Source organism: Paenibacillus chartarius, from assembly GCF_042432825.1.
Classification (GTDB): domain Bacteria; phylum Bacillota; class Bacilli; order Paenibacillales; family NBRC-103111; genus Gordoniibacillus; species Gordoniibacillus chartarius.
Genome location: NZ_JBHLWN010000077.1, coordinates 1 through 23,565, shown reverse-complemented (window position 1 = coordinate 23,565; position 23,565 = coordinate 1). Strand labels below are relative to the sequence as shown.

Sequence of the window (23,565 nt, the reverse complement as noted above, 5' to 3'; positions counted from 1 at the left end):
GGAGGACGCCGCCATGGAGCATACGATTACGATACGAGCAGGAAACCGGGATTTGGCGGCGACGCTGCATTACCCGAAGTCGGATCCGGAGAGCGGGAAGACCGCCACGCGTTGGCCGCTGCTGATCGTTTGCCACGGCTTCATCGGCAGCAAGACCGGCGTCAATCGCTTGTTCGTCAAGGCGGCGAGACGGTTATGCGAGCAGGGCTATATGGTGCTGCGCTTCGATTACGGCGGCTGCGGCGAGAGCACCGGCGACTATGGAGCAGGCGGTCTCGACACGCTGATCGACGAAACGCGGGCGGTCCTGGATTACGCCGCAAGCATCGACTGCGTCGACGTAAGCCGTATTACGGTGATCGGCCACAGCTTGGGCGGAGCGGTAGCAGTGCTGACGGCGGCCAAAGATTCCCGCGTTAAATCGTTGATTCTGTGGTCCGCCGTAGCCCATCCTCATTACGATATTGTGCGGATTGTCGGCAAAGAATCGTATTTGAAGGCAAAGCCGGGCCGTCCGGTCGATCATCAAGGCTATCTTCTAAGCGCCGAGTTTTTCGATTCGCTGGCGAGACATCATCCGCTCGAGCAGCTCCGCAAATTCAGCGGAGACGTGTTGATCGTTCACGGTAAGGCCGATGAGGTGATACCGGTTGATTATGCGCCCATGTACCGGCAAATGTTCTGGCTCCGCAGCGAGGGACAATGCGATGTGGAGCTGGTGGACGAAGCGGATCATACGTTCTCAAGCAGTGCCGCATGCGGAGCTCTGCTGGATGTGACGTCGAAGTGGCTGATCCGTGCGGACCAGCGGAAACGGGATTGGCACGATTGGACGATATAGGAATAGGTACAAGGAGAAATTACTGATCATAAATCGATGGAGGGATACGATATGGCGAAACCGCTGATCGTGGATGAAGCTTGGTTGGAACGCATTGCAGTCAGTCTGAACGGCTTGGAGTACGGTACGGTGCAGATCGTCGTACACGACGGGAACATCATGCAGATCGACCGCACGGAACGCAGGCGTTTCGATGCAGAGACGTCACGAGCCGCGATCTCTGCGGTGCCGGAATCCCGCCGCAAGTCGAAATCTCATTCATAATCCAAAAATAAACATCCTTCTGGGAATAGAGTCCTATTCCGGAAGGGTGTTTTTTGTTGTCGGCTTCGACAAAAAACGATACAATGACAGTATTACATAAAAATGGGTGAGCTAACATGACACAACGAATTTTGATCATCGACGACTCCCCCGTTATGCGCAGAAACTTACGCTCGATCCTAACGGCGGCGGGTTATGAGATTGCCGCCGAGGCCTCGAATGGGGATGAGGGCTGTAGAGCCTACAAGCTGCATCGTCCCGACCTGGTCACCATGGACGTGACGATGCCGGTTATGAACGGAATCGATGCCGTTCGCGAAATCGTCGCCTACGATCCTAGGGCCGTCATCCTCGTCATCAGCGCCTTCGACCAGCGCAGCATGCTGTTCGAAGCGCTGGAGAAAGGGGCGAAGAAGTACATCGTGAAGCCGATTACGGCGGAAAAGCTGCTGAGAGCGGTCGAGGAGCTGCTGCTGGCGCCGGCTTCCGCCAATTCCGGCGATGTGTCCGCTGCGCCGCACACGCCGGAACTGCATTCGGCACAAGCAGGCCAATCGAATGCGCTGGCACAGCAGCCGCCCGTCTCTATTGAAAACAGAGAGGGGACGTTCTTCATCGCTTTGACGGCGGAAACGTCGGAAGCGGCGCTGGGAGCGATTCGTCCTGCTCTGCAAGGGCTGCTCTTCATCCGTCCGCTTCGCATTTGCGTCGATTTCGGGGACATGGCCGAGATGTCCGAGCCGCTCCTGCGATTGCTTGACGATCTGCTGAAGCCGGTACGTGCGGCAGGAGGAAGCACCGTCTACGTTGCCGGCCATGAAGCGCTCCGCCGGCGCCTGCAAAGCCTATACCCCGCTATTCCGGTCGAGACGCATGAGTAAAGGAATCCGCCTAATTGTTCTATGTGCTGCCGCCGTCTATACGGTTTCCGCTGTCGTGCTCATCTGGGCGAGCCCGGACTCGGCATCGGCTGTGGCGGCAATGGCGGCGAGCGGCGCGTTCGCAATCGCCGTGGGTGCCGTTGCCTTGGTCCGAGAATACCGGCGCCGCTTCGCCCGGCCGCTCCAAGAGTTTCATACGGCGCTCGAGGATCTCGCCGAAGGCTTCCTGACGGACGCCGTGCCGTACGAGCGCCTGCGGGATGCGGACCCGCGCATCGTCCGCGCCTTCGAGCAGGTGCTCGACATCAACCGGATGATGTCCCGCACCGTCGATAACCTCGAGCAGGGCTACGAGGAGGAACGGCTCGCCAAGCTGCACCAGGAGGCGCTGACGCGCGCGTACGAACGGTTCGTGCCGCACGAATTCATTTCGTTCCTCAGCAAGAAATCGATCATTGACGTGCGTCTTGGCGATCATGTGGAAGCTGAGCTTACGGTGTTATTTTCCGATATCCGCTCGTTTACAACGATGTCTGAGCAATTGACGACACAGGAAACGTTCAAGCTTCTTAACGCTTACCTGCGGCGGATGGATCCGGTCGTGAAGCGGCACGGGGGCTTTATCGACAAGTACATCGGCGACGGCGTCATGGCCTTGTTTCAGGCTGAGGCCGATCGCGCCGTTCAGGCGGCGGTCGATATGATGCGGGAGCTGGAAACCTACAACCTGAGCCGCGCAGCGTCGGGATATGCGCCGATCCGTGCGGGCATCGGTCTGAACACCGGTCCGCTTATGCTCGGTATTGTAGGTGGAGAGAGCCGGATGGAGGGAACCGTCATTTCCGATAGCGTCAACGTCGCATCCCGGGTCGAAGAGCTGAACAAGCGGTATGCCGGGACTTCGATTCTCATCGCAGAAGGGACGTACCGCAGACTGAAACGGCCGGAGCGGTTCGCCATTCGGCGCATCGATGAAGTGTCCGTAAAGGGGCGCAAACAGCAGCTGGCGATATATGAGGTGTTCGATGCGGATCCGGCGCCTCTATGCAAGATCAAGCTGCGGACCCGAAGCGAGTTCGAGCGTGCCGTCGAGCTGTTTCATAGCGATGATGCGGAAGGTGCGCTGCGCCTCTTCGAAGCGTGTGCCGCAGCCGCGAGGGACGATGCAGTGGCCGGATTTTACATCGAGAAATGCCAGCAAAAGCTGCGAGGTGAACGATGAGCGCACAGTCGAATATTCACAAAAGGCCGAATCGCCGGACGCTCCGCAGCCGGGTGAGGCGAACGATTTATTTAACGTCTTTCATTAACATTTTGCTGTTTACCGTTCTTATTTTAGGAGCTCTTTCCTTCTCGCTGAAGCCGGTGTCCGGTTTTGCCTCCAGCTTGATCTCCCGCACGATCGCGGATGAACTGAACAGCAGCATGTTCCTTGCGCAGCACGGCATCGCCGATCTGCGCCAGTTCGACCCGCAAGGGGAGAAGGGTACGGAATGGGTGAACAAGCTGGATCACATGGCCAAGCTGGAGACGTATTTGCCGAAGAACGTCCAGGCGAAAACCGCCGAAGCGTTTGTGGAGGCTCAAGATGCGGCGGCGACGTTCAGCTTCAACCCCGGATTCGAATTCGTATCGATCCACGTCGAAGCCGGCGGCAAGCTGCTGTACAGCAACGTTATGCGGCAGATGAAGATCGAAGAGATGGGGCCGCTGCATGCGATCACCCGTTATTTTATCGTTCGGACGAAGTCCGATCTGACGGACGCGAGCGGTACCGTGATCGGCGAAGTCGAGGCGTTCATTACGCCTGAGATCGTGCTCGCCATGTACTTGTCGATCGCTTTCATGCTGCTCATTCTCGTTCTCGTCGCGCTGACCATGACGAAATTCATCTCGATGCTTATCTCCAGACCCGTCCTCCAGCCGCTGGACCAGGCGATTGCGAGGATGAACGAGCTGTCGCAGGAGTCGGCCGCATGGGACAAGCCGCTTACGATCCCGAAGGCGGTGCGGGAAATCGAACAGCTGGCCGATGCGACGAATTTGATTATGAGCAAAATGCAGCTGTACTCCAATCAGCTCCAACAGCAGAAGGCGGCGCTCGAAGAGCAGAAGCAGGTGCTGGAGGAGCAGAACGAAGAGCTGGAGGCGCAGAACGAGGAGCTGACGCTGTCGAAGTCGAGGCTGCAGGAGGCGCAGGACAAGCTGCTGCGCAGCGACCGGTCGATCCGGAGTCTGCTCGACAACGCCGGCCAAGGCTTCCTGACGTTCGGGCCGGAGCTGCGAATCGGCGAAGAATACAGCCGCGAATGCCGCGTGCTGTTCGGTCGGGATATCGCGGGGGTTCCGTTCCCGGCGCTGCTGGCGCTCGGCGACGACGAGCAGCGCAAATTTCTCGACAGCTTGCTGCAGAAGCTGTTTCAAGAGCGGGACGCAGGCCGGCGCGCGATGTACTTGCCGCTGCTCGTCGACGAGCTGCAGGTTAACGGCCTCACCATCAAGCTGGACTACAAGTTCATCGAAACGGCTCCAGGCGCGGAAGCGATCATGGTCATTTTGACCGATATCACCGAGAAGCGCGAGCTGGAAAGCCAGGTCGAAATCGAACGCAACATTTTGAAGATGGTCGTTAAGGTCATCGTCGGCTACGGCGATTTTACGGAATGCGTCCGCGACTTCAAGCTGTTCGCCGAATCGGAGCTGCCGGAGACGCTGCTCAGCGAGCAGTCGGTCAAGTCGAAGCTTCTCTCCGTCTATCGGGACATCCATACGTATAAAGGCAATTTCTCGCAATTCGGACTGCCGCATATAACCCGCAAGCTGCATGAGGCTGAAACTCAGCTGTCGGCCTGGCTGAAGCAGGCGGATGAGCTGAGCGCGGACGAGCTGCTGGCCCGCGTCGGCGGTTTGCATATTGAAACATGGCTCAACGACGATCTGGCCGTGCTCCAATCGGTGATCGGGGATACGTTCTTCAATCAGGATGACCTGCTCATGATCGACAAAATGCGAATTATCGAGATCGAGAAGAAGATGCTCGCCCTGCTGTCGCCCAATGAGTGCAAGCTGCTGCTGCCCGAGCTGCGGAAGCTGCGCTACAAGCCGTTCAAGGAGCTGCTCAAAGGCTATCCCGATTACGTGGCCGGGCTCGCCGAGCGGATGGAGAAGCTTGTGCTGCCGATTGCGGTCGAAGGCGAAGAGTTTGCTGCCGACACGGAAAAATATTACGATTTCAGCCGCTCGCTCGTGAACGTGTTCCGCAACATTCTCGATCACGCAGTAGAGCCGCCTGAGGAACGAACCGCCCTGGGCAAAGAGGAAATGGCCTCCATCGCCTGCCGGGTTCAGCTCGAGCAGCGGCACATTGTCGTGGAAATTTCCGACGACGGCCGTGGCATCGATCCGGAGGCCGTGCGGGCCAAAGCGGTGCAGCGCGGACTGCTTACTGCAGGGGAGGCGGCGTCGCTCCGAGACGAAGATGCCGTCGGGCTGATTTTCCGCGACGAGTTTTCGACGAAGGATGAAGTCAGCGATATCTCGGGGCGGGGCATCGGGCTCGCATCCGTGAAAGCGGAAGCCGAGAAGCTTGGCGGCACCGTCGATGTCATTACAGCGCCCGGACGGGGGACGACGTTCCGGTTCACGCTTCCGTACGAGGAGCTCGACGCGGCGCCGCAGGTCGAATATCCGGATTTGCTGCTGCCGTCGATCGGCACGGTGCAGCATTATTTTGCCCGGTTCATGGGAGTAAGCTTGACGGCGGACGAGACGTTCCTGCCGCATCCCGGAGACAAGCTGGCGCTGCGGAAGGTGACCGCGTTCATTACGCTCAAGGGGGCGGTCGAAGGCATGTTTATTATGAGTGTCGACGAGACGCTGTCGCGAGCGATCGTTCGCGGCACGGTGCTCGATCCGATAAGCGAGCAGGAGCTCGGCGAGCTGCTTGAAGATAGCTTGGCCGAAACGGCGAATACGGTTCTAGGCAACTCCTTCTCGATGTTCCAGCAATACGCCGACTTCATTCTGATGGAACCGCCGATCACGATGCAAACCGAAGGGGCGTCGATCAAATATGCGGATGCGGATATTTGGACGTGCGCTTTTCATTCCGAGCACGGAGCGATGCAGATCAGCTTCGCGCTTACGAAAAGGGGATAACAATGGCAACGATACTAATCGTCGATGATTCGATCTTGATGCGCCGCAATTTGCGGATGCTGCTGACGGAAGCGGGGCATACCGTCGTCGCGGAAGCGTCCAACGGCATGGAGGCGTACAAGGAATATGCGAAGCACGAGCCGGACCTGGTCACGATGGACATCACGATGCCGGTAATGGACGGACTGGAGTCGCTCAAAAAAATTATCGTGACATACCCGCACGCGAAAATCATCATGATCTCCGCTCTCGACCAAAAAAACATGGTGTTCGAGGCGATCCAGAACGGCGCCAAGCATTACATCCTGAAGCCGATTACGCTGGAAAAAATTTTGGAGACGATCTCGCTTGTCCTCGATCAGCCGGCCGCCGGCAAAGCCGTTTCCGACTCGGCAGCGCTGCAGCCTTCGCCCAAGCCGCGCGACGCGCAAGCCGCACCGTTTGCGATCGACAACAAGAACGGCGTGTTCATCGTGTCGCTGTACGCTGCGCCGGACGAGTCCAGTCTGACCTCGATTCATATGGCGCTGCAGGGCTTCCTGTTCGTAAAGCCGCTCAAAGTCATATTTAATTTCGATGAGCTGGAGGAGCTTGATCCTGGCGTCGTCGAACGGGTGAAGTCCTACATGCTGCAAATTCAAGAGGCTGAGGGCACGGTACGGGTCGTCTGCCATAATCCGAAGCTCGTTCAACAGCTGAAGTCGGCGGACGAAGCGCTGTTCGCCAAGATCCACACGGATATGGGGCAAGTGATTTTATAGGTCGAAGCCAATACGGCCGTATTCCCGGGTTAAACGGGATACGGCCGTATTTGATGCAGGTTCGCAACGGCTGTTTGGCAAAAACGCTTGACTTTACATTGAAATATGGTGTATTTATTAATCAATAAATTAAATGCTGGGAGACTAACACGAAGTGCCTAAAGACGATCGCAAACAGCAAATTCTCGAAGCGGCGGTTGCCGTATTCGCCAAGCAAGGCTATTACAAGACGACAACGGCCCACATCGCGAAAGAAGTAGGGGTTACACAGCCGTATGTGTTTCATTTTTTCAAATCGAAGGAAGAGCTGTTCATTGCCGTTCTTCAACAATCGATAATCCGGATTGCCGACGTATTCGGACGGGTGGAAGCGCCGCCGGAGCAGCTGATTGACACGATGGGGAAGGCTTTCTTCAATTTGCTGGCCACACACCGGGACGAAACGCTGCTCTCGATGCAGTCGTTCACGACGGCGGAGCCGGTCATTCGGGAGGCCGTGCAGGAAGGCTTCGCTCATATATACCGTGTGGTGAAGGGCAAATTCATCCAGTCCGGACTGCCCGATCCCGGATTTCAAGCCAAGAGCTTCATCGGTCTCGGTCTGGCTTCGGTCATGGCGGAGGTGCTGGAGCTGCAGGAGCTGTCGCCATATTGCGAGAAGGATTAATCCCGGGAGAGCGAGGCGATTCGAATGAAGGAGAGGGAGCGTTCGGTGACGGACCCATCCGGCCGTGAGCTAGGCGTCTATATCTGGGAACCGGAACAGGGGACGGTGCGCGGCATCGTCCAAATCGCCCATGGCATGTCCGAGCATGCCGGCAGGTATAGGCGCGTGGCACAGCGGCTGACGGAAGCCGGCTATGCGGTATATGCGGCGGATCACCTCGGACATGGGCGGAGCAAGGGGCGCTATTGGGGCGATCTGGGGAATGGCGGCTTCCGCCGGCTGGCGGACAACGCGAAGCAGATTGCGGACGAAGCGGATCGGGAGCAAAGCGAGCGGGGAGCGGGCGACCGGCTGCCGATTTTCCTCATCGGTCACAGCATGGGTTCATTCGTCTCCCAGCTCGCGACGCTGCTGTACCCCGACCGTTATCAAGGGCTGCTGCTTAGTGCCGCCGGCTATAAGAAGGGGCCTCTGCTCGCATTGGGCGAACGAGTCGCCCGCATCGAGCTGGCGCTGCGGCGGGAAGAAGGGGCGCCGAGCCGGCTGCTCGATCGAATGACGTTCGGCGCCTACAACCGGAGCTTTAAGCCGGCGCGTACGCCGTACGATTGGCTGTCCTCCGACGCTGAGCAGGTCGATCTGTATATCGCCGATGAGATGTGCGGCAGCGTCATGCCTGCCATATTTTACAGGGAATTTTTGCGAGGGCTTCGCTTGCTGTATTCGCCCCGGCTGTGGTCGCAGCTCAACCGCTCACTGCCGGTTATGATCATGGCGGGTGCGGAAGATCCGATGAGCTCGGGAGGGAAAGAGATCGCCGCACTGGAACGGGAGTACCGGATGGCGGGCGCCGCAGATGTCAAGGTGAAGCTGTACCCGGGCATGCGCCACGAGATTTTTAACGAGCGGGGGCGCGATGGCGTGCTGGAAGATGTTGTTCGCACCTTCGAAGGGTGGTATGATAGCTAGAAGGCCGATTACTAGAGTTGGAAAGGAAGTTTATCTCGAGTGAAGAACAATGTCAAAATTGCCGCTATGATTCTCGCTGCTTCAATCATGCTGCCTGCTGCAGCATTTGCCGACACGGCTGCAACGAACAGCTTTACGGATATTGATGGCCATTGGGGTAAGAAGTACATCGAATATTTGGGGAAAAACGGGCTTGCGAACGGCAAGTCGGACGGCCGTTACGAGCCGGATGCGCAGCTGACTCGCGCCGAGCTGTCCGCGATGATCGCGGCCTCCATGAAGCTGGATACAAGCGTGACGAGCGCGGTGTACTTCAGCGATGTGAAGAAGGACGACTGGTATACCGGATCGGTTAATGCTTCGGCGTCGGCCGGCATCGTGAACGGTTACGAAGACGGAACGTTCCAGCCGAACCGGTCGGTCAGCCGGGAGGAGCTGGCGGCGATCGTCGTTCGCGCGCTGGAAGCGTCGCATATTGCGGTGAAGCCGGATGAAGCGGGGCAAGCGGAGCTGATGTCGGACCTGAAGGATGCGGGCAAGCTGAGCTGGTCCAAGGAATCCGTCGCGGCGATGCTGAACGGGAACTTGATGTCCACGAACGACGCCGGCTTATTCGAGCCGGACAGTCCGACCACGCGCGCGCAAGCGGCGGCGGTCATCAGCCGGTTCTACAGCCTCATCGTTCAATAATGCGAACATCCCCCGTCAGCTGTTGGCGGGGGATGTTGTCGTGCCGGCGGCCGGCTCGATCAGATCAAGCTGGCGCAGCAGCTCCGTCGTGTGCTGCAGATTGAGTCGGGCCATGCGGAGCGCATTATAGATGCTGATCTGAGCGCCTTTGGCAATTTCGGCGGCATTGTTCGTTTGTTTAATGCTGAAGAAGCTTTTGGCGGAACGAATTTGATCCATCGTCTTCGTCTGGCTGTCCATGATCGAACGAAGATCTTCATACGCGGTTACCTTAGAAGTTAGGTCGAACGCCATTTGCATCGATGCGTTGTAATCGTTTTGCAGCTTCTTGAAGTCTTCCTCCATCAGCGCGAAGAATGAATCATCCGCCTCGAGAGTGGTCAGCAGTTGAAGCTGCTGAACGAAGGTCAGCATAGCCATATCGGTATCCTTGAGCCAGCTGTATGCTTTGCGAAGCTTGATCTTCTCCTGTGCTGCGGCATTCGGCTTGTCCGTCACCTGCTCCGGGGCACTCGGCTTGTCGGAGCGGGTTGTCGGCATCGTAACATTAACGGTATACGCGTCCGCATTCCACGTTACTTCAGCGCCCAACTGCTTCAGCATATAGATCGGCACGACGGTACGCCCCAGATAAATGGTCGCCGGCACATCCTCCACCTGCAGCTCTTTCCCGCCCGACTGAACCTTCACAACCGGATTCCCTTCGAATTCCCCGTTCACGCTCGATGCCCCGGCTACGCCGAACGTCATGGCGAACAGCACAATGGCAGCTGCGGCTTTTTTCATTTCGTCACCTCATTTTCTATCGTTACTATCATTTTATCACGCCCCTAGCAAAAATGAAGCCCCGCACCGAAAATGCCGATGCAGGGCGAGAACTACGATGATTCCGTACGTTATACGATTTTGCGGAACTCTTGGGTAAGAAGCGGGACAACCTCGAATAGATCGCCGACGATGCCGTAGTCCGCAGCCTGAAAGATCGGCGCTTCGGGATCTTTGTTGATCGCGACGATAATGCGCGACTGGCTCATGCCGGCCAAGTGCTGAATCGCGCCGGATATGCCGCAGGCGATATAGATTTCCGGTGTGACCACTTTGCCGGTTTGGCCGATCTGCAGCGCATAGTCGCAGTAGCCGGCGTCGCAAGCGCCGCGGGAGGCGCCGATCGCGCCGCCGAGCACGTTCGCCAGCTCTTCCAGCGGGGCGAAGCCTTCGGCGCTCTTGACACCGCGGCCGCCGGAGACGATAATGCGCGCTTCGGTCAAATCGAGCTTGCCGGACATCTTCTTCACAACGTCCTTCACTACAGAGCGGAGGGAGGGGGCGGGATACTCGACCGCGACGAGCTCGGCTTGATCGTCCGCACCCGATCCGTCAGTTCCCACAGTCTTAATATTGTTGGGCCTGATCGTCACGATCCAGGGAGCCCGTTCGAACGATTCCGACTCGAACGCTTTGCCCGCATAGATCGGACGCGTAAAGACGATGCGGTCGCCTTGGCGATGAATCGCCGTCACATCAGAGATTTGCCCGGCTTGCAGCTCGGCGGCAACGGCCGGCGCCAAATCGCGCCCGATTGCCGTATGACCGAAGAAGAGTGCGGCGGGCTTTGCGGCATCGATCACGGCGCGGAGTGCGGCCAAGTACGCTTCCGGGTGATACGTCTCCAGCGCCGCGTGATCGACGACATATACGTACTGTGCTCCTGCCGCCGCCAGCTCCGAGGCGAGCCCGGCCGTGCCGCTGCCAAGCAGTGCGGCGGCGATGCGATCGCCGGGCTGCGCGGACAGCTTGGCGGCTTGAAGCGCTTCCAGCGAGACCTGCCGCAGCTTGCCGGCCCGCACTTCCGCTACAACGAGAACCATGTGGCTCATATCGGTAACCTCCCTGAAATGGCTTAGATAACCTTCGCTTCGTCGCGCAGCAAGCGAACAAGCTCGGCAGCCTGCGCCGCCATATCCCCCTTCAGCACTTTGCCGGCTTGGCGCTCGGGAGGAAGCGACAGCTCGAGGCGGGTTACCGCAGGCTGCAGCTCCGCAGCGGAGAGGCCGATCTCGTCAAGCGTCAAGCGGGCAAACGGCTTCTTCTTCGCTTTCATAATGCCCTGCAGCGACGGATAGCGCGGCTCGTTCAAGCCTTGCTGGGCGGTGAACAGGGCGGGGAGAGGCACTTCGACGATTTCTACGTCACCCTCGGCGTCGCGATGGGCAACGGCGGCGGAGCCGCCGAGCTCCAGCTTCGTTACCGAGGAAACGTGCGGAATGCCGAGCAGGCGTGCAAGGCGGACCGCGACTTGGCCGGCTCCGTTATCTACGGAGAAGTTGCCGCCGAGAATCAGATCGAAGGCCGGCTGCCCTTTGGCATAAGCGGCGAGGATGCGCGAAATCGCCTCTTCATCGGCAGCGGCGGCATCGCACTCGATCAGCGCCGCTTCGTCCGCTCCCATAGCGAGCGCTGTGCGCAGCGCTTCGGCAGCACGCTCCGGTCCGACGGAGACGACGGTCACTTTGCCGCCGAGCTCGTCGCGGATTTGGAGCGCTTGCTCGACGGCGTATTCGTCGTACGGATTGATGACGAATTTGACGCCGTCCTCGGATACGGCACCGCCGTCCAGCGTAATTTTCTCCTCGGTATCGAACGTTTGCTTCACCAATACAAGAAGATTCATCGCACCCAGCTCCTTTACCCGAAGTTCGTTACTTTCCAATCCCCTGCAGGAAAAACGTCACCGTACCTTCGACTTGCGAGACGAGCGAATATTTGCGGCCGGAGATGAGCCAGGAGGTGACGACTTCGTCCATAGCCCCAAACAGCAGGAGCCTCGTCAGCTTCACGTCAAGGTCGGGACGAAAGACGCCTTGCTCGATCCCCTTCACCAGCAATTGCTCGATTAACTTAATATATGGCTTGAACGCTTCGCCTATTTCTTTTCTCAGCTCGAGATCGCTTTGACGAAGCTCGATCTGTGTGACATAGGCAAAGTTGACATCGTTCTCAAGCTCACTGTAGTGGATATAACACACTTGGCGCAGCGCTTCCCGGATGTCGGCAATCGGCTCGATGCCGGCGGTGAACTTGTCGATCAGCTCGCCCAGCCGTTCCCGGAATAAGCAGATCAGAATGTCTTCCTTGCGTTTGAAGTACAAATAAATGGTGCCGTCCGCCACGCCGGCGGCGCGGGCGATTTTCGACACCTGGGAGCGGTGGAAGCCGTGCTCGGCGAATACTTCGAGGGCTCCGCGTAGAATGGCGTCATACTTTTCATTTTTCCTACTTGTCATCGGCTTCACCCCGGTGGTAGTATATGGATATCGGGTGAATGAATACTCATTCATTTCTGTAACTCCATCTTAGGACACTGCTGGAAGCGTGTCAACGGCAAATTTGGAAACTTTCTCCTTCATTCATGAATACGCCGGGGCAGGCATAGGAGAAAGAGGAGGAGGAATCGCTGGGGGTTATGTAAGCGTTTCACAATTTGAAAGCGGTTGCAAGCTTGTCCCACATTGCGAAAGGATGGTGGAAACGATGGCGTGGCAGGCATTACAGCTTCTATTATTCCTTGCGGCGGTTGGGCTAGGCGCCTATTGGTGTTACAAAGCCGTGTACCATCGGTACTTGTACATCAAGCTCGGGCGGCCCGTCCATGTAGAGCGTCAAGCGAAAGAGCGGCTGCACACGTTCATCGTGCAGACCTTCGGTCAGACCAAGCTGCTCAAGGATCGCAAAAGCGGGATCATGCATATCGTCATCTTTTACGGCTTCCTCATTCTGCAGCTCGGTGCGATCGATTTGATTCTGAAAGGGCTGATCGGGCGCGGTCTGCCGATGCCGGGCTACGACGCCTTCGGGCTCGTGCAGGAGGTGACGGTGGCGCTCGTGCTGCTGGCGATGGCGTACGCCGCCTATCGCCGCTACGGCGAGAAGCTGAAACGGCTGAAGCGCGGCTGGAAGCCGAGTCTGGTCATCTTTTTCATATGGGGACTGATGCTGTCGGTCTTGTTGACGTTAGCGTTCGAGCGGGTCATGCACGGGCTGCCAGGTTCTGCGCATGCGCCGGTCTCTTCGCTCTTGGCCGCCGGTTTCGGCGGAATGGGAGCGGGGGCTGCGGCAGTGGGGTTTTATATAACGTGGTGGCTGCATCTGTTGATTTTGCTGGCGTTTGCCGTCTATGTGCCGCAGTCGAAGCATTTTCATATTGTGACGGCTCCGGTCAACATTTGGCTGCGCCGCACGGATCCGCCCGGTAAGCTGAGCAAGCTGGATCTCGAGGATGAAGAGGCGGAGAGCTTCGGCGTCGGCCGGATCGAGGATTTTACCAGGAAGCAGCTGCTCGACCTGTACGCTTGCGTGGAATGCGGGCGCTGTACGAACGTGTGTCCCGCATCGAATACCGGTAAAATGCTGTCGCCGATGCATCTCATCGTCAAGCTGCGCGACCATCTCACGGAGAAGGGCGCAGCCGTCACGTCGAAATCGCCGTGGGTGCCCCGGTTCGCTTTCGGCGGGGGCGCTCAGCGGGTGCATACCGTTACCCGGCTGAGCGAGCCGCTTGGCGCTTGGCGTGGAACGGGGATTACCGACATCGGTCCTACGCTGCAAGCCCAAAAGCTGGCCTGGACGGCCGGAGGCCGGCCGATCTCCGAGGTGGAGCTGATCGGCGGCGTTATGACCGAAGAGGAGCTGTGGTCGTGCACGACGTGCCGCAACTGCGAGGATCAATGTCCGGTCGGCAACGAGCATGTCGACAAAATCGTCGATATGCGCCGTTACCTCGTGCTTACACAGGGCAGCATGCCTCACGACGGGCAGCGGGCGCTGCAAAACATCGAACGGCAGGGCAATCCGTGGGGGATCTCCCGCAACGACCGGATCAAATGGGTGAAGGACATCGATCCGTGCGGCGAGCTGCGTGTACCGACGGTGAAGGAAAATCCGGACTTCGACTATTTGTTCTTCGTCGGCTCGATGGGCTCGTACGACAACCGTTCCCGAAAAGTAACGAAGGCGTTCGTCCGGCTGCTGAATAAAGCCGGCGTTTCCTTCGCGATTCTGGGCAACGAGGAGAAGGGCTCCGGCGATACGCCGCGCAGGCTCGGCAACGAATTTCTGTTCCAGCAGCTCGCCGCCGAGAACATCGCCCTATTCGATAAATACGGGGTGAAACGGATCGTCACGGCCTGTCCGCACACGTACAACACGCTGAAGCATGAGTATCCGGACTTCGGCCTCGGCCCCGATGTGGAGGTACTGCATCACAGCGAGCTGCTGGACCGGCTCGTAAAGGAAGGACGCCTTCAGCCTCGCTATGAGGTGCGCGAGCGGATTACGTATCACGATTCGTGTTACCTCGGCCGCTACAACGGCGTCTATGAGCAGCCGAGAGCCGTGCTTCGCGCCATTCCCGGGGTCGAGCTGGTGGAGATGGAGCGCTCCCGGGACAACGGAATGTGCTGCGGAGCCGGCGGCGGCATGATGTGGATGGAGGAAACGGCCGGCAAACGGGTCAATGTGGCCCGCACGGAGCAGGCCTTGGCGGTGCAGCCGACAGTCATTTCCTCGGCCTGCCCGTATTGCCTGACGATGATGGAGGACGGCACGAAGCTGAAAGAGATGGAGACGCAGGTGAAAGCCCGCGATATCGCAGAGCTGCTTGAGCAGGCTGTCTTCGGTCCGGCTCCCGCTCCGCTGATTTCATAGTTGATCCAAACCTTACCAGGAGGTGGAAGCTCCATGAACAGATCGATTCGCAGTGCAGCCGTGATCGGCTCCGGCGTAATGGGCTCCGGAATCGCCGCTCATCTCGCCAATGCGGGAATATCCTGCTGGCTGCTCGATATCGTACCCGGCGCATTGACGCCGGAGGAGGAGAAGGCCGGGCTGACGCTCGAACACCCGAAGGTGCGCAGCCGGCTTGCTCTGCAAGCGATTGCCCGGCTGAAGAAGACGAATCCGGCGCCTCTGTACCGCGAAGCTTTCGCTGATCGCATCCGTCCGGGCAATGTGGAGGATCATTGGACCGAGCTGGCTCATGTCGATTGGATTATAGAAGTCGTCGTGGAACATGCGGACGTGAAGCGCGCTCTGCTGCAGCGCATCGAGACGGTGTGGAAGCCGGGCACGATCGTTTCCTCCAACACGTCGGGCATTTCGATCGAGGCGATGAGCGCCGGATGCGGGCCGGAGCTGCGGAAGCATTTTCTCGGCACGCACTTCTTCAATCCTCCCCGCTATATGAAGCTGCTGGAGGTCATTCCGGGCCGCGATACGGATCCGGAGGTCGTCCGGTTCATGACGCGGTTCTGCGAACGGACGCTCGGCAAAGGCGTCGTAACCGCCAAAGATACGCCGAATTTCATCGCCAACCGGATCGGCACGTATGGCTTGCTCGTCACACTTCGGGAGATGGCGGCGAACGGCTATACGGTGGAGGAGGTCGACGCGGTGACGGGACCGGCGATGGGACGGCCGAAGAGCGCGACGTTCCGTACGCTGGATCTGGTCGGACTCGATACGTTCGTGCATGTGGCGCAAAACGTGCATGACCATGTTGCGGACGAGAGCGAGCGGCGCGTATTTGAGGTGCCGTCCGTACTGCGGGAGCTCGTGGCGCGCGGCTGGATCGGCGAGAAGAGGGGGCAGGGCTTCTACAAAAAGGTGAAGCCGGCTGGAGGCGGAGCGTCGGAAATATGGGCGCTCGATATGACGACGATGGACTATGCTCCTGCGAAGAAGCCGGGCGGAGCGGCGATCGAAGCGGCGAAGGCGGCCAAGGGAGCGGCCGGGAAGCTGAAGGCGCTGCTCGGTGCAGGCGACCGGTATTCGGAGCTGGCATGGAACGTATTGAAGCGGGTGCTAGTTTATGCGGCGGAGCGGCTCGGCGAAATCGCGGATTCGATCGTCGATATCGACAACGCGATGAAATGGGGCTTCAATTGGGAGCTCGGGCCGTTTGAGACCTGGGATGCGATCGGTGTCACCCGCTCGGTACAGCGGATGGAAGCGGAAGGCGTCGTCGTTCCGGCTTGGGTAAAGGAGTGGCTGGCGGCCGGGCATGAAACGTTCTACCGCCGGGAAGGCGGGCGCTTGTCGGCTGCTTACGGCGGTGCCTACATCGATGTGGAGCAGCGACCCGAGCATATTTCGCTAAAGGCGCTCAAGGAGCGGGGGAAGACGGTCAAATCGAATGCCGGCGCCAGCTTGATCGATATCGGCGACGATGTCGTCTGTCTCGAGTTCCATTCGCCGAACAATGCGATCGGGGCCGATATTTTGACGATGGTACAGATGGGCGTGGAGGAGGTGCGGCGCAACTGGCGCGGCCTCGTCATCGCGAACGAAGGGCGGCATTTCTGCGTCGGCGCGAACCTGATGCTGATGCTGATGGAGGCGCAGGACGAAGAGTGGGATAATATCGACTTCATGATTCGCCAGTTCCAGGGCGCGATGATGCTGCTCAAAGGACTGGAGAAGCCCGTCGTTGCGGCGCCGCACAGCATGACGCTCGGCGGCGGCGTGGAGGCTTGCTTGCCCGCGGACCGGATCGTATTTGCCGCAGAAACGTATTTCGGCCTCGTCGAGACCGGTGTCGGGTTGATACCGGCGGGCGGCGGCTGCATGCAGATGGCGCAGCGGCAAAGCGAGCTGCTGCGCGCCGTGCCGGATGCCGAGCTGCAGCCGCTGATCAATCAAGTGTTCGAGACGATCGCCATGGCGAAGACGACGACGAGCGGCCATGATGCGGCAAGGCTCGGGTATATGCGAAGCGGCGACACCGTCGTCATGAATCCGGACTACCGGGTGTTCGAGGCGAAGCGTCACGTGCTGGAGCTCGATGCCGGAGGTTATGTGAGTGCGCCGCAGGAGCGCATCCGCGTCGTAGGCGATACCGGGAAAGCGGTACTGAAGATGGCGGCATACACGATGAAGCGCGGCGGTTATATCAGCGATCACGATTATGTGATTGCGAGCAAGCTGGCGCATGTGATTGCCGGCGGGGATGTGCCGGAGGGAACGCTCGTAACGGAGCAGTATTTGCTGGATCTGGAGCGGGAGGCGTTCCTCAGCCTGTGCGGCGAGGCGAAGACGCAGCAGCGGATGCAGCATATGCTGGCTACAGGAAAGCCGCTTCGCAACTAATGAGCCGGGAGGAGGAACGAATATGAGGGAAGCAGTTATCGTTTCCATCGCACGCACGGCGGTCGGCCGCGCCAAGAAAGGCAGTCTTGCCCATACGCGGGCGGAGGATCTCGGCAAGACGGTGCTGGAGGCGGCTGTCGCCAGGGCGCCGGGGCTGGACAAAGCCGATGTGGAGGATGTCATTATCGGCTGCGCGATGCCGGAGGGCGAGCAGGGGCTGAACTTCGCCCGTACGATGTCGCTCTATGCCGGGTTTCCGGTGACGGTGCCGGCCATTACGATCAATCGCTTCTGTTCTTCGGGGTTGCAGGCGATCGCCTTCGCCGCCGAGCGGGTCATGCTCGGTCATGCGGACGTCGTGATCGGCGGCGGCGTGGAGAGCATGAGCCATGTGCCGATGACCGGCTTCAAGCTGTCGCCGCACCCGGGTATCGTCAGCGAAATGCCGGAGGTATATATCACGATGGGCCATACGGCGGAGGAGGTGGCGAAGCGGTTCGACATTTCCCGCGAAGACCAGGATGCGTTCGCTGCGGGAAGCCACCGCAAGGCGGCTGCGGCGATTGCGGCCGGCAAATTCCGCGAGGAGATCGTCCCGGTTGCGGCCCGTCTGCACGGTGTCGACGAGAAGGGCAGGGCGTGGACGAAGCCGCTCGTATTCGACACCGATGAAGGCGTGCGGCCGGATACGACGGTGGAGGTGCTGGCCGGGCTGAAGCCGGCATTCGCACTGGGCGGTACGGTGACCGCCGGCAACGCGTCGCAGACGAGCGACGGGGCGGCCGCCGCCGTCATCATGAGCCGCGAGCGGGCGGCCGCACTCGGATTGAAGCCGCTGGCGACGTTCCGTTCGTTCGCGCTGGCCGGCGTTGAGCCGGAAATTATGGGTGTCGGCCCGGTGAAGGCGATTCCGAAGGCGCTGCGCATGGCCGGCATTACCCCGGAGCAGGTCGATCTGTATGAGATTAATGAAGCGTTCGCGTCGCAATGCGTGCACATCGTGCGCGAGCTCGGACTTGACGAGAGCAAGGTGAACGTGAACGGCGGGGCGATTGCGCTCGGTCACCCGCTCGGCTGCACCGGCGCGAAGCTGACGGCAAGCCTCATCTATGAGCTGCGGCGCAGAGGCGGGGGCTTCGGCGTCGTGTCGATGTGCATCGGAGGCGGCATGGGCGCGGCCGGGGTGTTCGAGGTGCATGCAGGGTAGGCGAAGCATACGAAACTATCCGAAGGAGCGATACTCTATGGCGACAAATGGTAAAATCATCGGCGGCAGCTTCATCATCGACGAGCTTGACGCCTCCCGCGTGGCAACGCCGGAGGACTTCAGCGAAGAACAGCGCATGATCGGCGACACGACCCGCGATTTTATCGAAGGCGAAGTGCTGCCGAACGACGAGCATATTGAGAAGCTCGATTACGAGCTGACCGTCAAGCTGATGCGCAAAGCCGGGGAGCTCGGCTTGCTCGGAGCCGACGTTCCGGAGGCTTTCGGCGGACTCGGTCTGGACAAAATCAGCTCGACGCTCATCAACGAAACGCTGGCCAAGGCGTCCTCATTCGCCCTTTCGATCGGCGCTCATGTCGGGATCGGCACACTGCCGATCGTCTTCTTCGGTACGACGGAGCAGAAAGACAACTATTTGCCCAAGCTCGCTACCGGAGAGCTGATCGCCGCCTATTGCCTGACCGAGCCGACCTCCGGCTCCGACGCGCTCGGCGCCAAGACGACCGCCCGCCTGAGCGACGACGGCCAGCACTACATCCTGAACGGCTCCAAGCTGTATATTACGAATGCCGGCTTTGCCGACGTGTTCATCGTCTATGCCAAGGTGAACGGCACGGATTTTTCCGCATTCATCGTGGAGAAAGGTACACCCGGGTTCACGCTCGGACCGGAAGAGAAGAAGATGGGCATCAAAGGCTCTTCGACCCGCCCGCTGTTCTTCGAGGACGCGCACGTTCCTGCCCGAAATTTGCTCGGTGAAGTCGGCAAGGGGCATTTGATCGCATTCAACATCCTTAACATCGGCCGGTTTAAGCTGGCGGCCGGCTGCGTCGGAGCGGGGAAGGAGGCGATCGAGCTGTCGAGCCGGTACGCCAACACTCGCCAGCAGTTCAACAGCCCCATCGCAAAATTTCCGCTCATCGGTAAAAAATTGGCGGAAATGAATATAATGACTTATGTCATGGAAAGTATGGTGTACCGCACGGCCGGACTGTTTGACGAAGCGCTCCAGCATCTCGATTATACCGCTCCCGATGCCGGTACGCAGTCGGCCAAGGCGATCGCCGAATATGCGCTCGAATGCTCCATAAACAAAGTGTTCGCTTCCGAGGCGCTCAGCTTCATAGCCGACGAGGGCGTGCAAATTCATGGCGGCTACGGGTTTATCCAGGAATACAAAATCGAACGCATTTACCGCGATTCCCGCATTAACCGGATCTTCGAAGGCACGAACGAAATCAACCGGCTGCTCATTCCGGGAACGCTCGTCAAGAAGGCGCTTAAGGGCGAGCTGCCGCTGCTGCAGAAGGTGCAGGCGCTGCAGCGCGAGCTGCTGTCGATCGTCCCAGTACAGACGTTCGACGGCGTGCTGGCGGAAGAAGTGCATCTGCTCGCCATGGCCAAGAACATCTTCCTGATGGTCGGCGGCATCGCTGTGCAGAAATACCAGATGGCGCTCGAGAAGGAGCAGGAAGTGCTTGCGAACCTTGCCGACATCATGATCCAGGTGTTCGCTTCGGAAAGCGCCCTGCTGCGCACCCGCAAGCTGATCGCCAAATCCGGTGAAGCGAAGGCGGCGAATGCGATCGATATGACGCAGGCGTTCATCCGCGAGTCGTTCGCCATCGTCGAAGCACGTGCCAGGGAAGCGCTTTCAACGATGGAAACGGGAGACACTTTGCGTACGCAGTTGTCCGTGCTGAAGAAGCTGACCCGTATGAATCCGTTCGATACCGTAGCCGTTAAGCGCCGCATCGCCGCCCGCGTCATTCAAGGAGAAAAGTACATCGTGTAAAGAGCATACCGACGACCGCATGTCAACTTATCGGAAAGGGATGATCGTGCGATGGCCTCTGCTAAGCCTTGGCTTGAACATTATCCCAAAGAGGTATCTCCGACTTACGATTACCCGAAAATGAACGTAGCTTCGATGCTGCTCGCTTCCGCGCGAAGGTACCCGAAGCATCCGGCGCTGTATTTTTTAGGAAAATCGATCGACTACGACCGGACGGCGAGGGAGGCGGCCCGCTTCGCCAATGTACTGCGATCGCTTGGCATCCGGCACGGGGACCGCATCGCCATTATGCTGCCGAACTGTCCGCAAGTTGTCGCCGCGACGTTCGGCACGCTCATGGTCGGGGCCGTCGTCGTCATGACGAATCCGCTGTATAAGGAACGCGAGCTGGAGCACCAGCTCGCCGATTCCGGCGCCAGGCTCATCGTGACGCTGGATTTGCTGCACCGGCGGGTGCTGTCCGTCAAAGCGAAAACGAGGCTGGAACGCATTATCGTTACGTCGATTAAGGACTACTTGCCGTTCCCCAAAAACCTCCTTTATCCGCTCAAAATGAAGCGGGACGGCACCGATCTAACGGTTGCCTACAACGACGAGGTGCTCAGCTGGACGAAGCTGCTGCATGCCGCATCGCCGTCGCCGGAAATCGCGCCCGTCGATGCCGACAACGACTTGGCGCTGCTGCAGTATACGGGAGGAACGACCGGCATAGCGAAAGGCGTCATGCTGAGCCATTCGAACTTGATTGCCAATACGGTGCAGAATGTCCACTGGGCGTACAAATGCGAGGAGGGGAAGGAGCGGTTTCTGGCCGCTCTTCCGATTTTTCACGTATTCGGGCTCACTGTCATTATGCTGCAGGCCGTATATCGCGCGGCGGAAATGCTGCTGCTGCCGAAATTCGAAACGAAGCCGGTGCTTGAGCTCATCGCCCGCAAACGGCCGACCTTGTTTCCGGGAGCCCCGACCATGTATGTCGCGCTGATCAATCATCCGGACATCGCAAGCTACGATCTGTCCTCGATTCGCGCTTGCATCAGCGGGTCGGCGCCGCTGCCGCACGAGGTGCAGGAGCAATTCGAGAAGGTGACGGGCGGACGGCTGATCGAGGGCTACGGTCTTACGGAGGCGTCTCCGGTTACGCACGCCAACAACATTTGGGAGAAGCGCAAGCCCGGCATCGGCATTCCGTTTCCGGATACGGATGCGAAGGTTGTCGATCTGGAGACCGGCGAAGAAGCGCCCGTCGGCGAGCTCGGCGAGCTGATCGTCCGCGGGCCGCAGGTGATGCTCGGCTACTGGAACCGTCCGGACGAGACGGAGAAGGTGCTGCGCGACGGCTGGCTGCTGACGGGCGATATGGCGAGAATGGATGAGGACGGGTTCTTTGAAATCGTCGACCGGAAGAAGGATTTGATTATTGCCGGCGGGTTTAATATTTATCCGCGGGAAGTCGAAGAGGTGCTGTTCGAGCATCCTGCAGTGAAGGAATGTGCGGCGGCCGGTATTCCCGACAAATACCGGGGGGAGACGGTCAAAGCGTTCATCGTCCTGAAGGAAGGCGCCAGCGTCACGGCGGAGGAGCTCGAGAAGCATTGCCGGGAGAGGCTGGCCGCATTCAAAGTGCCGCGCCACTACGAATTTCGCCAGTCCCTGCCGAAAACGATGGTCGGCAAAGTACTGCGGCGCAAGCTGTTCGAGGAGGAGCAGAAGGGGGAGTAACGATGGCGGAACGGATCGACGACGGCAGAAGCGAGGCCGCTGCAGAACCTCTTCGATATACGCAGGAACAGTGGGTGCGTCGTCTGCAGACGATGGGAGAGGCAGCCGAGCCCACCTTCTGGGGGTACCTCGGCTGCCGCTTCGTCTCGGCGGAGCAAGACGGCAGCCGGGTCGTCATCGGGCTGGACATCCAGCCGCATCATCTGAACATGCTGGGCATCATTCATGGCGGCGTGCTTTCGTCGCTGCTCGATAATGCGATGGGAATCGCCGTCATGCTGGCAAGACCCGACAGCAAAGTCGTGACGACGAATTTAAACGTCCACTTCGTCTCGTCGCTCCGCGGCGGCAAGCTTACGGTCTCGGCCGAAATCGTACATCAGTCGCGCCGCATGATTACCGCTACGGGATCGGTGTACGGCGAAGCGGGACAGCTGACAGCGATGGGGACGGGAACGTTTCGGATTATCGAATAACGGATTAGCATGCTGCCGCACGAACGGGGAACCGGCGTGCGGCAGTTTTTTTGTTGTTTGCGCGCCTGGCCAAGCTAGTCATAACCAGCCATGTCCGATCGAGGCAAGAGCCAAGTCACCTCGTAGCTGACAGGCATCTTGTGGAGAAATCCTAAGGCTGCCTTCTCCACGAAGAGGCGTCTATGGATGCGTAACTCAAATGCCTGCATGTTCACAGTCATCAAAATCGGGCAATCTGGCTGTTCGAGTGATTCCTGGTTGTATGCAGGCTTTGATGGCTATCCGCTTTTCTTGTGAATCACAAAGCCCGATCTTGATAATCAAGCAGAGGAACCGATTACCGATAATCAATTATCCGTTCGGTTTAAAGGAGAGCGGCTGCTTTACTCAAATCGAATGATTTATAGTACTTCCATACCGGAAGTCCGTTAACCGTTCAAGCAATTTTTGAAGACGGCACCTACAAGGAAACCAAACGGGAACTTGATTGGGACAACGGCGATACGCCTCAATACCCGGTGACCCGACTTTCCATTTTCGGCTTTTCCATTATGAAGAAAGACACATGTTCACTGGCAGGTCGTCATATGACCACGACTTTTTTCTACAGAGGTTTGGCGTGGCTGATGCGTTCGTTAACGGATTTGGAGGGACTTACTGTAGGGCATCAAGTCTCGAGCCAAATAACGGTTCCGGAAACCGTTAAAGCTCACAAGGTTTTCCGCATTCCATACGAGAAGGATTCGAAAAATGAGACGTTAGGGCTAATCATTGTCCAATGCGGCGGGACTATGGTTGGAAGGACTTGGTGTGCAATTTGACGAGTTTTTTCGCAAATGAAGTTTCCAAGTACCTAATGAACCGTCACAATTTGCTTGGGCTTCGTAGGGCAGGGAGATCGTTTAATAAAAAATTTGAATATCAAGTTGCCTCAGCAAATCCTTCACATGCGAACATTTGTTTGATATATT

Annotated in this window: 19 protein-coding genes; 15 read left to right on the top strand and 4 right to left on the bottom strand. The window is 58.6% G+C overall.

Annotated elements, in window-relative coordinates:
• Positions 1-13: 13 nt before the first annotated feature.
• From ACFFK0_RS19845 to ACFFK0_RS19805, 9 genes are all read left to right on the top strand, one after another.
• Positions 14-841: an alpha/beta hydrolase family protein gene (locus ACFFK0_RS19845; RefSeq protein WP_377472062.1), complete on the top strand. Its 828-nt coding sequence runs from the start codon at positions 14-16 to the stop codon at positions 839-841.
• Positions 842-892: 51 nt separating this feature from the next.
• Entirely contained in the window at positions 893-1,105 is a 213-nt protein-coding gene (locus ACFFK0_RS19840) for a YezD family protein (RefSeq protein WP_377472060.1), read from the top strand.
• 116 nt (positions 1,106-1,221) lie between these two features.
• Positions 1,222-1,986 (top strand): response regulator, encoded by a 765-nt coding sequence (locus tag ACFFK0_RS19835; RefSeq protein ID WP_377472058.1) that lies wholly within the window; start codon positions 1,222-1,224, stop codon positions 1,984-1,986.
• Positions 1,922-3,208, top strand: a complete 1,287-nt coding sequence (locus ACFFK0_RS19830; RefSeq protein WP_377472429.1) for an adenylate/guanylate cyclase domain-containing protein — start codon at positions 1,922-1,924, stop codon at positions 3,206-3,208. Before ACFFK0_RS19835 ends, ACFFK0_RS19830 begins: the two co-directional genes overlap by 65 nt.
• Complete coding sequence (locus ACFFK0_RS19825) at positions 3,205-6,144, top strand: ATP-binding protein (protein ID WP_377472057.1); 2,940 nt, start codon at positions 3,205-3,207, stop codon at positions 6,142-6,144. Before ACFFK0_RS19830 ends, ACFFK0_RS19825 begins: the two co-directional genes overlap by 4 nt.
• A 2-nt stretch (positions 6,145-6,146) precedes the next feature.
• On the top strand, positions 6,147-6,905 hold the full coding sequence (locus tag ACFFK0_RS19820; protein ID WP_377472056.1) for a response regulator: 759 nt from the start codon (positions 6,147-6,149) through the stop codon (positions 6,903-6,905).
• 154 nt (positions 6,906-7,059) lie between these two features.
• On the top strand, positions 7,060-7,572 hold the full coding sequence (locus ACFFK0_RS19815; RefSeq protein ID WP_377472055.1) for a TetR/AcrR family transcriptional regulator: 513 nt from the start codon (positions 7,060-7,062) through the stop codon (positions 7,570-7,572).
• 24 nt (positions 7,573-7,596) lie between these two features.
• The gene (locus tag ACFFK0_RS19810) at positions 7,597-8,541 is read left to right on the top strand and encodes an alpha/beta hydrolase (RefSeq protein WP_377472054.1); all 945 of its coding nucleotides are present in this window, start codon (positions 7,597-7,599) and stop codon (positions 8,539-8,541) included.
• Between the two features lie 39 nt (positions 8,542-8,580).
• Entirely contained in the window at positions 8,581-9,231 is a 651-nt protein-coding gene (locus ACFFK0_RS19805; protein WP_377472053.1) for an S-layer homology domain-containing protein, read from the top strand.
• 15 nt (positions 9,232-9,246) lie between these two features.
• On the opposite strand, the gene ACFFK0_RS19800 is transcribed toward ACFFK0_RS19805, so the two are convergent.
• The 4 genes from ACFFK0_RS19800 to fadR form a co-directional block, all read right to left on the bottom strand.
• Positions 9,247-10,017 (bottom strand): stalk domain-containing protein, encoded by a 771-nt coding sequence (locus ACFFK0_RS19800; protein ID WP_377472052.1) that lies wholly within the window; start codon positions 10,015-10,017, stop codon positions 9,247-9,249.
• 110 nt (positions 10,018-10,127) lie between these two features.
• Entirely contained in the window at positions 10,128-11,108 is a 981-nt protein-coding gene (locus tag ACFFK0_RS19795) for an electron transfer flavoprotein subunit alpha/FixB family protein (protein ID WP_377472050.1), read from the bottom strand.
• A 23-nt stretch (positions 11,109-11,131) separates the two neighbouring features.
• Entirely contained in the window at positions 11,132-11,902 is a 771-nt protein-coding gene (locus ACFFK0_RS19790; RefSeq protein WP_377472048.1) for an electron transfer flavoprotein subunit beta/FixA family protein, read from the bottom strand.
• A gap of 28 nt (positions 11,903-11,930) precedes the next feature.
• Positions 11,931-12,515, bottom strand: coding sequence for a fatty acid metabolism transcriptional regulator FadR (gene fadR / locus ACFFK0_RS19785; RefSeq protein WP_377472047.1), 585 nt, complete (start codon positions 12,513-12,515; stop codon positions 11,931-11,933).
• A gap of 247 nt (positions 12,516-12,762) precedes the next feature.
• Between fadR and ACFFK0_RS19780 the strand changes: the two genes are divergently transcribed.
• From ACFFK0_RS19780 to ACFFK0_RS19755, 6 genes are all read left to right on the top strand, one after another.
• Positions 12,763-14,934, top strand: coding sequence for a (Fe-S)-binding protein (locus ACFFK0_RS19780; protein ID WP_377472046.1), 2,172 nt, complete (start codon positions 12,763-12,765; stop codon positions 14,932-14,934).
• 33 nt (positions 14,935-14,967) lie between these two features.
• On the top strand, positions 14,968-17,373 hold the full coding sequence (locus tag ACFFK0_RS19775) for a 3-hydroxyacyl-CoA dehydrogenase/enoyl-CoA hydratase family protein (RefSeq protein ID WP_377472045.1): 2,406 nt from the start codon (positions 14,968-14,970) through the stop codon (positions 17,371-17,373).
• Positions 17,374-17,395: 22 nt separating this feature from the next.
• Positions 17,396-18,580 (top strand): acetyl-CoA C-acyltransferase, encoded by a 1,185-nt coding sequence (locus ACFFK0_RS19770; protein WP_377472044.1) that lies wholly within the window; start codon positions 17,396-17,398, stop codon positions 18,578-18,580.
• 37 nt (positions 18,581-18,617) lie between these two features.
• Positions 18,618-20,396 carry an acyl-CoA dehydrogenase FadE gene (locus ACFFK0_RS19765; RefSeq protein ID WP_377472043.1) on the top strand — a complete coding sequence of 593 codons (1,779 nt, stop codon included), beginning with the start codon at positions 18,618-18,620 and terminating at the stop codon, positions 20,394-20,396.
• Between the two features lie 51 nt (positions 20,397-20,447).
• A complete protein-coding gene (locus ACFFK0_RS19760) occupies positions 20,448-22,118 on the top strand; it encodes a long-chain-fatty-acid--CoA ligase (protein ID WP_377472042.1) in 1,671 nt (556 codons plus the stop codon).
• Between the two features lie 92 nt (positions 22,119-22,210).
• Complete coding sequence (locus ACFFK0_RS19755; protein ID WP_377472428.1) at positions 22,211-22,594, top strand: PaaI family thioesterase; 384 nt, start codon at positions 22,211-22,213, stop codon at positions 22,592-22,594.
• The last annotated feature ends 971 nt before the right edge of the window (positions 22,595-23,565 follow it).